The 12,599-nt window shown below is 70.4% G+C and carries 13 protein-coding genes; 7 read left to right on the forward strand and 6 right to left on the reverse strand.

What is annotated here, in order from left to right; translation table 11 throughout:
• Nucleotides 1-73: 73 nt before the first annotated feature.
• Complete coding sequence (locus tag ACFPQ9_RS26945) at nt 74-1,606, forward strand: tetratricopeptide repeat protein (RefSeq protein ID WP_380858357.1); 1,533 nt, start codon at nt 74-76, stop codon at nt 1,604-1,606.
• Between the two features lie 32 nt (nt 1,607-1,638).
• Here the strand turns inward: ACFPQ9_RS26945 and ACFPQ9_RS26950 are convergent, their stop codons facing one another.
• Entirely contained in the window at nt 1,639-2,511 is an 873-nt protein-coding gene (locus tag ACFPQ9_RS26950; RefSeq protein WP_380858360.1) for a phage baseplate protein, read from the reverse strand.
• 72 nt (nt 2,512-2,583) lie between these two features.
• Entirely contained in the window at nt 2,584-3,729 is a 1,146-nt protein-coding gene (gene hppD, locus ACFPQ9_RS26955; protein ID WP_380858363.1) for a 4-hydroxyphenylpyruvate dioxygenase, read from the reverse strand.
• A 128-nt stretch (nt 3,730-3,857) separates the two neighbouring features.
• Here hppD and ACFPQ9_RS26960 point away from each other — a divergent pair, with 128 nt between their 5' ends.
• The 6 genes from ACFPQ9_RS26960 (at nt 3,858) to ACFPQ9_RS26985 (ending at nt 8,699) form a co-directional block, all read left to right on the forward strand.
• Nucleotides 3,858-4,337, forward strand: a complete 480-nt coding sequence (locus ACFPQ9_RS26960; RefSeq protein WP_380858366.1) for an Lrp/AsnC family transcriptional regulator — start codon at nt 3,858-3,860, stop codon at nt 4,335-4,337.
• A gap of 26 nt (nt 4,338-4,363) precedes the next feature.
• A complete protein-coding gene (locus ACFPQ9_RS26965) occupies nt 4,364-5,011 on the forward strand; it encodes an ABC transporter permease (protein WP_380858369.1) in 648 nt (215 codons plus the stop codon).
• Nucleotides 5,004-6,254: a betaine/proline/choline family ABC transporter ATP-binding protein gene (locus tag ACFPQ9_RS26970; protein WP_380858372.1), complete on the forward strand. Its 1,251-nt coding sequence runs from the start codon at nt 5,004-5,006 to the stop codon at nt 6,252-6,254. The genes ACFPQ9_RS26965 and ACFPQ9_RS26970 overlap by 8 nt, the downstream gene beginning before the upstream one ends.
• Nucleotides 6,251-7,096: an ABC transporter permease gene (locus tag ACFPQ9_RS26975; RefSeq protein WP_380858375.1), complete on the forward strand. Its 846-nt coding sequence runs from the start codon at nt 6,251-6,253 to the stop codon at nt 7,094-7,096. Before ACFPQ9_RS26970 ends, ACFPQ9_RS26975 begins: the two co-directional genes overlap by 4 nt.
• Complete coding sequence (locus tag ACFPQ9_RS26980) at nt 7,093-8,052, forward strand: glycine betaine ABC transporter substrate-binding protein (protein WP_380858378.1); 960 nt, start codon at nt 7,093-7,095, stop codon at nt 8,050-8,052. Before ACFPQ9_RS26975 ends, ACFPQ9_RS26980 begins: the two co-directional genes overlap by 4 nt.
• Before the next feature lie 62 nt (nt 8,053-8,114).
• The gene (locus ACFPQ9_RS26985) at nt 8,115-8,699 is read left to right on the forward strand and encodes an ArsR/SmtB family transcription factor (RefSeq protein WP_380858381.1); all 585 of its coding nucleotides are present in this window, start codon (nt 8,115-8,117) and stop codon (nt 8,697-8,699) included.
• Nucleotides 8,700-8,784: 85 nt separating this feature from the next.
• Here the strand turns inward: ACFPQ9_RS26985 and ACFPQ9_RS26990 are convergent, their stop codons facing one another.
• The 4 genes from ACFPQ9_RS26990 to ACFPQ9_RS27005 all read right to left on the reverse strand — a co-directional run bounded on the left by ACFPQ9_RS26990 (nt 8,785) and on the right by ACFPQ9_RS27005 (nt 12,291).
• Entirely contained in the window at nt 8,785-9,576 is a 792-nt protein-coding gene (locus ACFPQ9_RS26990) for a S16 family serine protease (RefSeq protein WP_380858384.1), read from the reverse strand.
• Between the two features lie 88 nt (nt 9,577-9,664).
• Complete coding sequence (gene menC / locus ACFPQ9_RS26995) at nt 9,665-10,774, reverse strand: o-succinylbenzoate synthase (RefSeq protein WP_380858387.1); 1,110 nt, start codon at nt 10,772-10,774, stop codon at nt 9,665-9,667.
• Nucleotides 10,771-11,544 (reverse strand): chorismate synthase, encoded by a 774-nt coding sequence (locus tag ACFPQ9_RS27000; RefSeq protein WP_380858390.1) that lies wholly within the window; start codon nt 11,542-11,544, stop codon nt 10,771-10,773. The genes menC and ACFPQ9_RS27000 overlap by 4 nt, the downstream gene beginning before the upstream one ends.
• A gap of 105 nt (nt 11,545-11,649) precedes the next feature.
• Nucleotides 11,650-12,291 (reverse strand): IclR family transcriptional regulator, encoded by a 642-nt coding sequence (locus tag ACFPQ9_RS27005; protein WP_380858393.1) that lies wholly within the window; start codon nt 12,289-12,291, stop codon nt 11,650-11,652.
• Between the last annotated feature and the right edge of the window lie 308 nt (nt 12,292-12,599).

Consider the following 12,599-nt stretch of genomic DNA (forward strand, 5'->3'; position numbering starts at 1 on the left):
CCCGTGTACGGCAGCCGACGTAAGGCGGGTGTGGTCGTCGTGTCGACCGACCGTTTCACGCACAGTGAGCGCCATGGAGAACGACGCCGTGGAGAACGAACAGGGCGTACGGCCGAGGTTCCCGCGTGTCCGGCGGCGGGTGCTGCTCGCCTCGGTGGCGGGGTGTGCCGTGCTCGGCGGGCTGCTGACCCTGCTGCCGTGGGGATCGGACGGTCCCGAATCGTCCGAGCCGGCACCGGGGGCGCAGGCGCTGACCGCGGTCACCACGGGCGTGACCGCCGCGCTGCCCGATCTCGCCGTGCTGATCGACGAGCGGGAGCGGCAGCTGCGGGCCGACCCGAAGAACGCCGCGTCGTGGGCCGTGCTGGGCGCGGCGTATGTGGAGCAGGGGCGCCGGACCTCGGATGCGGCGAACTTCCCGAAGGCGGAACGGGCGCTGCGCAGGTCCCTGAAGGTGCGGGCGGACAACGCCGAGGCGCAGGACGGCATGGCGGCGCTGGCGAACGCGCGGCGGGACTACCGGGCGGCGCGCACCTGGAGCGAGGCGGCGCTGAAGACGGACCGCAAGCGGTGGACGACGTATCCGCAGCTGATCGAGGCGCAGACCGGGCTCGGTGACTACAAGGCGGCGAAGCGGGCGCTGGACCGGCTGGTGGAGCTGCGCAAGGGGCCGGAGGTGCTGGCGTGGGCGGCCGGCGTGTACCGGGACCGGGGCTATCGGGAGGACGCGGCGGCCGCGCTGTCGGACGCGGCGGCGGGCGCTCAGGCCCCGGCCGAGCGGGCGTCGTATCTGGAGCGGGCGGGTCAGCTCGCGTTCGAACGCGGTGACCTGGACGTGGCCCTGCGGTACTTCCAGGAGGCGGTGCGGCTCGACCCCGACCAGCGGGCCGCGCTCGCCGGACAGGGGCGCACGCTGGCGGCGCTGGGCCGGACGACGGAGGCGCTGAACGCCTACCGGGCGGCCTTCGCCAAGCAGCCGAACCCGGAGTACGCGCTGGAGCTGGGCGAGTTGTACGCGTCGCTGGGGCTGGGGCAGGCGGCGCGGGTGCAGTACGACTCGCTGCGGGAGCGGGCGGCGCGGGCCGCGGCCGGCGGGGTGGACGCGGAGCTCGTGCTGGGCCGCTTCGAGGCGGACCACGGCGCCCCGGAGTCCGCGGTACGGCGGCTGCGGGCCGAGTGGCGCCGGCAGCCGGGGATCCCGGTGGCGGACGCGCTGGGCTGGGCGCTGCACCGGGCCGGCCAGGACAAGGAGGCGCTGAGGTTCGCGCGGGTGGCGACCGACCAGCACGCGGGAGGCGGGGTGCGCAGCGCGCTGTACGTGTACCACCTGGGGATGATCGAGCGGAAGCTGCAGATGTCGGGGGCCGCGCGGCGGCATCTCCAGGAGGCGCTGCGGATCAGCCCTCACTTCTCGCCGACCCGCGTGCCGCTGGCCGAGCAGGCGCTGCGGGAACTGGGCGAGCCGTCGGTGAAGGACGTCCCGGACATGGGCGTGGAGCCCGAGCCGAAGTCCGAGCCGAAGTCCGATACGGCTCCCGAGCAGAAGCCCCGCAAGAAGCCCGAGAAGAAACCTGAGAGGAAGCCTGAGAAGAGGAAGCCCGAGTAACCCGAGTAAGGAGTGAGGCGGGCAGCCGGCAGTCAGGAGCGGTGCGGCTTGTAGTAGACCGAGAACTCTCGGGCGCCCACGGCTCCGGACGCGAAGCCCATGCACAGCCACGGCTTCGGTGTCCGCCGTATCGCCAGGCCCTCCGGCTCGCGGAAGGAGAGCGAGTGACCGGCCTCGGTGCGCTCGCGCTGGACCGGCTCGCCGGTGCGGATGTCCAGGCAGGACACATGGGTGTCGCCGCGGCCCGCGGGCGGGTTGGTCCGCGGGTCGTAGGGCGTCCCGGCGAGCTGGTAGAGGTGGTCGCCGTGCAGCGCGAACCCCTGGAACGGGACCGTCGGGTCGGGGTGCGTGCCGGTCTGCGGGAAGTCGGCGAGGTGGGTGGTGTAGTCGCCGGCGACGAAGGCGGCGAGGTCGTAGATCCGGTAGCGCGGCATGCCGTCGACCCGGTGGCGGACGGCGATACGGCCCGTGGCCTGGCAGACCGACGGCTGGTTGCCGGCCGAACCGGGGATCGGGAAGCGGACGTTGACGTCGGCGACCTCACGGGTGGCGCCGGGGAAGAAGCGGAAGCGGGTGACGCCCCGGCCGTAGCCACTGTCGCTCGCGGCGCACTCGGTCCAGATCCAGACGGTGCCGTCGGGCGTGTGCTGCACGCCGATGCCCACGCCGTGCCCGAAGCCGCGCAGGTACATGTGGCCGAGGCGGTCGCCCTGGAGGTCGAGCCGGTTCAGGCACAGGTCGCCGGCCTCGGAGCCGCCCCACACGACCTGGAGGACGTACAGGTGCTTGTTCACCTCGTCGAAGGCGAACGACTGAAGGACGGTCGGCTCCTTGAGCGTGTCCTTCCTCCACAGCCAGCGCTCGGACGCCACGGACAGGTCGAAACGGGCCACCGTGTCCGCCACCGTTGTCTCCCCCCCCCCGGTCGTGCGGATGCCCCCGTGACACCCGCACGACCGGAGAAGCTCAGAGGGCTGTCACAGGTTTCCGCGCTTGGCCTGCTCCCGCTCGATCGCCTCGAACAGGGCCTTGAAGTTTCCCTTTCCGAAGCCCATCGAACCGTGCCGCTCGATGATCTCGAAGAAGACGGTCGGACGGTCCTGGACCGGCTTGGTGAAGATCTGCAGCAGATAGCCGTCCTCGTCCCGGTCGGCGAGGATCTTCAGTTCGCGCAGGGTCTCGACGGGGACCCGGGTGTCGCCGACCCACTCGCCGAGGGTGTCGTAGTACGAGTCGGGGGTGTCCAGGAACTGGACGCCGGCCGCGCGCATCGTCCGTACCGTCTCCACGATGTCGTTCGTGTTGAGCGCGATGTGCTGGACGCCGGCGCCGCCGTAGAACTCCAGGTACTCGTCGATCTGGGACTTCTTCTTGGCGATGGCGGGCTCGTTGATCGGGAACTTGACCTTGAGCGTGCCGTCGGCCACCACCTTCGACATCAGCGCGCTGTACTCGGTCGCGATGTCGTCGCCCACGAACTCCTTCATGTTCGTGAAGCCCATGACCTTGTTGTAGAAGCCGACCCATTCGTTCATCCGGCCGAGCTCGACGTTGCCGACGCAGTGGTCGATGGCCTGGAACGTGCGGTGGGCGGGCGGCTCGACGATCGGCTTCGCCGCCATGAAGCCGGGCAGGTACGGGCCGTCGTAGCCGGTGCGCTCGACCAGGGTGTGGCGGGTCTCGCCGTACGTCGCGACGGCGGCCAGCACGACCGTGCCGTGGTCGTCCTTCACCTCGTACGGCTCGGCCACCGAGCGGGCGCCGTGTTCGAGCGCGTAGGCGTACGCGGCCCGCGCGTCCGGGACCTCGATCGCGAGGTCGACGACACCGTCGCCGTGCTCGGCCACGTGCCGGGCCAGGAAGTGGCCCCAGGCGGTGGCGGGCTTGATGACGGAGGTGAGGACGAACCGGGCGGAGCCGTTCTCCAGCACATAGCTCGCGGTCTCGCGGCTGCCGTTCTCCGGTCCGGAGTAGGCCACGAGACGCATGCCGAAAGCGGTCGAGTAGTAGTGCGCCGCCTGCTTGGCGTTGCCCACGGCGAAGACGACCGCGTCCATTCCCTTGACCGGGAAGGGGTCGGCCTGCCGGGCGGTGTCGGGAGTGTGGTGTGTGGTCTGCGTCATAGGCGCAGCCTCACTCCGGTGCGGCAAGGTGCGCAATAGTTTGGTTTTTCACTGGGCAACATGCACAGTGCAGGGCTCGTTTCTGCGGGCTGTCTGTACAGGATGACCACCCCACCAGGGAGGCTGCTGTGGCGATCGATCATCTGGACGGGCGGATCATCGTGCTGCTGGCGCGCGAGCCGCGGATCGGGGTCCTTGAGATGTCCCGGCGGCTGGGAGTGGCCCGCGGGACGGTGCAGGCACGCCTCGACCGGCTTCAGTCGAACGGAGTCATCCGCGGATTCGGCCCCGAGGTGGATCCGGCCGCGCTCGGCTATCCGGTCACCGCGTTCGCGACGCTCCAGATCCGCCAAGGGCAAGGGCCGGACGTACGGGCTCACTTGGCGACCGTGCCGGAGGTGCTGGAGCTGCACACCACCACCGGGACCGGGGACATGATGTGCCGGCTCGTGGCGCGCTCCAACGCCGATCTCCAGCGTGTGATCGACCGGGTTGTCGGCTTCGATGGGATCGTCCGGGCCTCCACCGCGATCGTGATGGAGAACCCGGTTCCGCTGCGGATCATCCCGCTGGTGGAGCAGGCGGCACAGGACAGGGGCGACAACTAGCCCGCGACCCGGTGGGGTGAGTGCGTGTGAGCTTCTGGGAGTACCTGGGCAACCGCCACCAGCAGCTGTTCGCCGACGCCCTCCAGCACGCCAGTGCCGTCCTGCAGTGCATGGTGGTGGCGACCGTGATCGGGGTGCTGATCGGTGTGGCCACCTATCGCAGCGAGTGGGCCGGCAATCTCGCCACGCTGACCACCTCCGGCATCCTGACCATTCCGTCGCTGGCCATGATCGGTCTGCTCATCCCGATCGTGGGTCTCGGCGTGGCGCCCACGGTGATCGCGCTGACGCTGTACGGGCTGCTGCCGATCGTGCGCAACTCGATCGTCGGGCTGCGCGGGGTCGACCCGTCCCTGGTGGACGCGGCCAAGGGCATCGGGATGTCGCGGCTCACCCGGCTGCTGAAGGTGGAGCTGCCGCTGGCCTGGCCGCCGATCCTGACCGGCATCCGGGTCGCCACACAGATGCTGATGGGCATCGCGGCCATCGCGGCGTACGCCTCCGGCCCCGGCCTCGGCAATGTCATCTTCCGCGGTCTCGCGTCGCTGGGCAGCGCGAACGCGCTGAACCAGGTGCTCGCCGGCACGGTCGGGATCATCATCCTGGCGCTGCTGTTCGACGCCGCGTACGTCCTGATCGGGCGGCTGACCATCCCCAGGGGGATCCGTGCCTGAGAACAACGGCCACGACGGCCACCACGGCGCCTCCATCGAACTGGAGAACCTCTCCAAGCAGTATCCGGGCAGTCCGCAGCCGGCCGTGGACGACGTGAACATGGAGATCAAGGCGGGCGAGGTCGTCATCTTCGTCGGCCCTTCCGGGTGCGGGAAGTCGACGACCCTGAAGATGATCAACCGGTTGATCGAGCCGACCGGGGGCCGGATCCGCATCGGCGGCGAGGACGTCACCGACATCGACCCGGTGAAGCTGCGCCGCAAGGTCGGCTACGCGATCCAGTCCGCGGGCCTGTTCCCGCACATGACGGTCGCGCAGAACATCGCGCTGGTGCCGAAGATGATCGGCTGGTCGAAGACGCGGATCACCTCGCGCGTCGAGGAGCTGCTCGACCTCGTCGGACTGGACGTCGGGGAGTTCCGCGGCCGGTATCCGCGCCAGCTGTCCGGCGGTCAGCAGCAACGGGTGGGCGTGGCACGGGCGCTCGCGGCCGATCCGCCGGTGCTGCTGATGGACGAGCCGTTCGGCGCGGTAGACCCGATCACCCGTGACCACCTCCAGGACGAGCTGATCAGGCTCCAGCACGAGCTGCACAAGACGATCGTCTTCGTCACGCACGACTTCGACGAGGCGATCAAGCTCGGTGACCGGATCGCCGTGCTGCGCGAGCAGTCGCACATCGCCCAGTTCGACACCCCGGAGGCGATCCTCACCAACCCGGCGGACGACTTCGTCTCCGGTTTCGTGGGCGCCGGGGCGGCGCTGAAGCGGCTGAACCTGTCGCGGGTGCGGGATGTGGAGATCACCGACTATCCGACGGTGACCGTCGACGACCCGCTCCAGGAGATCTTCAACCGGCTCCGCTCCAGCGGCACCAACGAGATCCTGCTGCTCGACAAGCGGGGCCGGCCCTACAAGTGGCTGCGGCGCGGCGATCTGATGCGGGCCCGGGGTTCGCTCGCCCGGGCCGGGACGCTGGTCACCGACACGGTGACGCGGGACGCCACGCTGCGGGACGCCCTGGAGGCGGTCCTCACCGACAACGCGGGGCGGGTCGTGGTGACCGGGCGGCGCGGTGAGTACACGGGCGTCGTCGACATGGAGACGCTGATGAACTCCGTGCACGAGCTGCTTGAGGCCGACCGGCTGGAGGCGCTGGAGGCCCAGCACGAGCTGGAGGGGGCGCGGGCGGAGCGCACGCACGCCGAGCAGGAGGGTGAGGGAGGGGGGATGAAGGCGTGAGCGGTCCCGAGTCCCCCAGGACGTCCCGGGCGCCGGAGGTGTCCGGGGAACCGGAAGCTCCCCCGGCGGAGAGCGAGGAGGCGCCCACCCCCACGCACGTACGGGCCCCGGCCCGGCTGAGCTGGCAGAAGCTCACCATCGTGCCCGCGATGCTGGTGGTGCTGCTGCTGGCGACCTGGCTGTGGTTCCAGCAGGCCGACCTCGACGCGGTCTCCGAGAACGCGCTGTCGAACGGTCAGGTCTCCCAGGCCCTGTGGGAGCACATCGAACTCACCGCGATCTCCACCTTCTTCGTGCTGATCATCGCGATCCCGCTGGGCATTCTGCTCACGCGCCGGGCGTTCCGGAAAGCCACCCCCGTGGCCATGGCATTCGCCAACATGGGCCAGGCGACCCCCGCGATCGGGTTGCTCGCCCTGCTGGTGATCTGGCTGGGCATCGGCCGCAGGGCAGCCCTGATCGGCATGATCGCGTACGCCGTGCTGCCCGTGCTGTCCAACACGATGGCCGGTATCCAGGCGAACGACCCGACCATGCTGGAGGCGGCGCGCGGCATCGGCATGTCCCCGCTGGGCGTCCTGTCCCGGGTCGAACTCCCGCTGGCGGTCCCGCTGATCCTCGCGGGCGTCCGCACGGCCCTGGTCCTCAACGTCGGTACGGCGACCCTGGCGGTCTTCGGCGGAGGCGGCGGCCTGGGTGTCCTCATCACCGCCGGCATCACCAACCAGCGCATGCCGGTGCTGGTCCTGGGTTCGATCCTCACGGTCGCCCTCGCCCTGCTCGTGGACTGGCTGGCCTCGCTCGCGGAAGTGCTGCTGCGGCCGCGGGGGCTGGACCTGTGAGGCGGCCCGTGGTCCTGCTGACGGCGGGGTTGCTGGTGGCGGCGGCCGGGTGCGGTCTGACCAGCGGCTCCCCCATGGTCGACGACGTACGGCCCGGGACGATCGGCCGGGGCGAGCCGCTGAAGGGCGCCGAGCTGACGGTGACGTCGAAGTCGTTCACCGAGCAGCTCATCCTCGGCGCGATCATGGGCATCGCCTTCCAGGCCGCCGGCGCGGACGTGCTCGACCGGACCGGCATCCAGGGGTCCATCGGCAGCCGGGAGGCGGTCCGCAAGGGCGACGCGGACGCCGGGTACGAGTACACGGGCACGGCCTGGATCACCTATCTCGGCCACAGCGATCCCATCACCGATCCGCAGGAACAGTGGGAGGCGGTGCGCAAGGAGGACGCCGGGAACGGGCTGACCTGGCTGCCGCCGTCCGCCCTTGACAACACCTACGCGCTGGCCATGAACCAGGCGAACCACAAGAAGTACGGCACGAACGATCTCTCCGAGGTCGCCGCGCTGTCGAAATCCGACCCTTCCGCGGTGACGCTCTGCGTGGAGGTCGAGTTCGCCAACCGGGCGGACGGCCTGCCGGGCATGCAGAAGGCGTACGGCATGAACGTGCCGACGGGCAACATCACCCAGATGGACACCGGCATCATCTACACCCAGGTCGCGAAGGGGACGTGCACCTACGGCGAGGTCTTCACGACGGACGGCCGCATCAAGTCCATGAACCTCGTGGTCATGGACGACAACAAGCACTTCTTCCCCAACTACAACGCCGCTCCGGTGATCAACACCAAGACCCTCAAGAAATGGCCGGCCATCCCCGAGGTCCTCGACCCGATCACCAAGAAACTGAACAACTCCGTAGCCCAGGACCTCAACGCGAAGGTGGACGTGGACGGAGAGGATCCGCACCAGGTGGCACTGGACTGGATGAAGGAGGAGGGGTTCGTGAAGTAGGAGGGGGTTCGTGAAGGGGGCAGGGAATACAAAGAATCCTTTGCAAAGATACCTTTGTAAGCATGACGGAGTCCCGCCCTGACAAGGTTCACGACCTCGACGCCCGCTCCCTGCGCGGACTCGCCCATCCCCTGCGCATGCAGCTGCTCGACGCCCTGCGCTTCGGCGGACCGGCTACCGCGTCCCAACTCGCCGAGAAACTGGGCGAGTCCAGCGGGGCCACCAGCTATCACCTGCGCCAGCTCGCGGCTCACGGTTTCGTGGAGGACGAACCCGAGCGGGGCAAGGGCCGGGAGCGGTGGTGGAAGGCGGCGGTGCAGGGGCTGCGATTCGACGACGCCCTCCTGCGCGACCCCAACCCCGATGTGCGCGGCGCGGCCGACCTCTACCTGCACGAGGTCGCGACGACACAGACGCGCGAGCTGTCGACGTGGCTCGGCACCCGTGAGGAATGGTCGGAGGCGTGGAACCGCAGCGCGGACGTGAGCAGCATGACGCTCCGGCTGACCCCGGAGCTCGCGGACGAACTCACCGGCAAGCTGCATGAGTTGATCGACAGCTACCGCGACCGGCCCGACGTCGCCGACGCCCCCGACGTGAGCACCATCCGCGTCCAGACCCGCACCTTCCCCATCAGCACGGACTGAGAGGCCGAAGCCCGATGGAGCATCCCGAGACCCGCCTCGCCCTGCACCATGCACGCGCCACCCCCCGGCCGGCGGCACTCGCGCACTAGCAGCTCGGCACAGACCCCTTGCCCGACTCCAGGGACTGAAGGGCGCTGACCGCGCCCTTCAGTGTGGTCACCGGTACCAGGCGCAGGCCCTTCGGCAGTTCTGCCTTCGCGTCGCCGCATTCCGCCTTGGGGACCAGGAAGACCGTGGCGCCGTCGCGGCTGGCCGCCTGGGTCTTCAAGGAGACGCCGCCGACCGCGCCCACCTTGCCGGCGGGGTCGATCGTGCCGGTGCCGGCGATGGTGCGGCCGCCGGTGAGGTCGCCACCGGTGCCGTCGCCGTTCAGCTTGTCGACGATGCCGAGGGAGAAGAGGAGACCGGCGCTGGGGCCGCCGACGTCCGCGAGCCTCAGGGTGACCTGGATGTCCTTGTCGTTCAGGTCGAGGTAGTTCAGCGCGGCCGCGGTCGCGTCGTCCTGCGACTCCCGCATCTGCTCGGTGTTGAACTGCTCGATCTCCCGAGTGCTGCGCCCGCTCGGATAGACCGAGTCGCGCGGCATGACCGCCTTGTCCGTGCGGAACCACGCGTCGACCACGTCGCCGAGCGACACATCCGTGTCGGGCGAGGTCGCCTCGATCGTCGTCATCCGCAGCTGGCCGGTCGTGTCCCGGGTCGGCGCACCGGAGATCGTGATGACCTGCTCGCCCCTGTTCTCACCCAGCACGTCCGCCGTCAGACCGGGCTGCGTCAGCGAGAACGGCAGTGGCGCGAAGGCCGCCGTGGCGAGCAGGGCCACGACCGGGAGAGCGCAGAGGGCGACGGCCCGGGGGCGCGTGAGACGAGAGAACACGGGATCAATCTAACGTGACGGCGGGTTCCGGCCAGGCGCAGGTCGGAGCTGCCCAGGCTGCCCCACCGAGGTCACGGACCAGGGCTCGTCAGGTCACGTACAGGTCTCGCCGCTCCCCGGTGAAGCGCCGCAGGACCTCCGGCAGCGGCTGCACCCCGATGCCCGGCGTCCGCGGCACCGGCAGATGGCCGTCCACCAGCACGAACGGCTCCGTGATGTCCTCGGCGAAGTAGCGGCTGGACGCCGAGGTGTCGCCGGGGAGGGTGAAGCCGGGCAGGGCCGCCAGCGCCAGGTTGGCGGCGCGGCCGATCCCCGTCTCCAGCATGCCGCCGCACCACACCGGCACCCCGTGCGCGTGCGCCACGTCATGCACCCGCCGCGCCTCCAGGTATCCACCGACCCGGGCGGGCTTGACGTTGACCACCCGGCAGGCGTCCAGCGCGATGGCGGACGCGGTGTCGCGGGCGTTGTGCAGGGACTCGTCCAGGCAGACGGGCGTCGTGATGCGCTGCTGGAGCAGGGCGTGGGCGTGCAGGTTGTTCTCCTCCAGCGGCTCCTCGATCAGCAGCAGCCCGTACTCGTCGAGGCGCCGCAGATGCTCGGCGTCCGCGAGCGTGTAGGCCGTGTTGGCGTCGACCTGGAGCGGCAGGTCCCGGCCGAAGCGCTCACGCACGGCCCGTACGGGTTCGAGGTCCCACCCGGGCTCGATCTTCAGCTTGATCCGCACATATCCCTCGGCGAGATAGCCCTCGACGGCGTCGAGCAGCTCGGCGATCGTCCGCTGGATCCCGACCGACACCCCGGCCGGCACCCGCTCCCGCACCGCCCCGAGATACGTGGCCAGCGGCATCCCGTACGACCGCAGCTCCGCGTCAAGCACGGCCGTCTCCAGCGCGGCCTTCGCCAGCTCGTGCCCCTTGACGCCGGCCGTCGCGGGCGCGAGGTGGGCCGTGTCGAGCACGGGGAGCGCGGCGACGCGCGGCAGCAGGAAGTCGCGCAGCACGATCTCCGCGCCGGCCACGAACTCCGAGCAGTACCCCGGCTCCGGGTCGGCCGCGAACTCCGACCAGCCCTCGGCGGCATCGGTGACGACGTGCAGCAGAAAGGTGTCCTTGGTCGTCATGGTGCCGAACGACGTACGGAAGGGGCTGACCAGCGGGATCGCCACATGGACGATCTCGACGCGTTCGAGTTTCACGAAGCGGCCTCCCGGCGGGTGAGCGTGTACCAGCCGTCCCGAGACATACCCGTCGCGAGGAAACCGTCCGCGAACGCCTTCGTGAAGACGTCCCGTACGGCCCGCCGCCAGCGCAGCGCCAGCTGGGGATCGGCCGCCCGCAGCGCCACTATGTCGTCCGGCACCCGGCACCAGACGTACCGGTCGGACAGGTCGCGGCGGGCGAGCGGGCCGCCGTCGGGCGCCGCGTGGGTGGTGGGCGCCGCTTCTCGGACACCCGGTCCGGCGGCGCCCTCGTCCGGCGCCGGGTCGATCAGGTCCCAGGTCACCGCCAGCCGGTCGGTCTCGTCGCCGTCGTTCACACCGTCCGCCATGGGGCCGTAGAAGTCGACGAGGTACTCGGTGCCCGCGGCGCCCAGCTTGACGAAGTTGAACCGCGCGTTGCGTCCGACCAGCGGATCGAAGGTCCACCGCATGGTGCGCGCGCCCAGCTCCACCGCCCATGCGCGCTGCGCCTCCTTGAGAGGCACCCCGAGCCCGCGCTCGGCGGCGGCCAGCACGGAGTACACCTCTCTCGACAGCGGCGGCCCGAACACGGCCACACAGGCTCCGGCGAGCCGTTCCCCGTCGTAGGCGGCATGCACGGCCCCGCCCGCGTGCGCGATGCTGTGCAGCGTCTCGGGCAGTAAGGGCGGGGCGGTGCGGGGCGTGTGCCATACGTCGCTGAAGTGGTCGGCGACCGCGGCGAACCCGGCGACGTCGTGAACCGTGCGGATGCTGAGTGAGGTCATGGATCAAGTGTCGGAGGTGGCACGAGCCCTGCCTAGAGCGCATACGCACCACCGTGCGCATGGCCCGGCCACCCTCCGGCACGGACCTCGATCGCCCCGCGGCCCTCAGCGCAGGGCCTCGGCCACCTCCTTGGCGGCGTCCATGACACGCGGTCCCACCCGCTCCGGCACCGAGTCGGCCAGCATCACCACACCCACGCTGCCCTCGACCCCGGTCACTCCGAGCAGCGGGGCGGCCGCCCCGCTCGCTCCCGCCTCCAGCTCGCCGTGGGTCAGGGTGTAACCGGGCTCCTCCATCGGCTGCTGCCGGGCGGAGAGTATGGCCCGGCCCGCGGCACCGCGGTCCAGCGGATGCCGGAAGCCGGCCCGGTAGGCCACGTGGTAGTCGGTCCAGGTCGGCTCGACCACGGCGACGGCGAGTGCCTCCGTGCCGTCGACCAGCGTCAGATGGGCCGTCGCCCCGATGTCCTCGGCGAGCGAGCGCAGCGCGGGCAGCGCGGCCTCGCGTACCAGGGGATGCACCTGTCGGCCCAGTCGCAGCACCCCGAGCCCGACCCGGGCGCGGCCGCCCAGGTCACGGCGTACGAGGGCGTGTTGTTCCAGCGTGGCGAGCAGCCGGTACACAACGGTCCGGTTGACGCCCAGTTTGTTGGATAGCTCGGTGACGGTCAGCCCGTGGTCCGTATCGGCCAGCAGTTTGAGGACACGCAGTCCCCGGTCGAGCGTCTGAGAGGTCTCCGCGGTCACGACGCCCACTCCTTAGTGGTGAGGTCGGCAGCCCCCTCGCGGCGGATGCGTCACCGAGTCCCGTCAGTGACGCGCTTCAGAGGCCGCCGATCGGTCTGCGGTCCGGCATTCCGGACCGCGTCGCTTCACGGCTGCGCTCCGCGGCGGCGCTGCCACGGGGCGTGTGCGTAGGCGGACATTAGCGAAGCCGGTTCGCTGAGCGGAAGGCTCCGTCCAGAATCCGGGCATTGGCCGGTACGGACCACGCCCGTTTGCCCTGATACGTACGGCGCGCACAGCGCCCTGAGGAGGCGCGAAGCGCCTCCAGG

Origin of the sequence: Streptomyces coerulescens, assembly GCF_042657965.1 — a bacterium.
GTDB lineage: Bacteria > Actinomycetota > Actinomycetes > Streptomycetales > Streptomycetaceae > Streptomyces > Streptomyces coerulescens.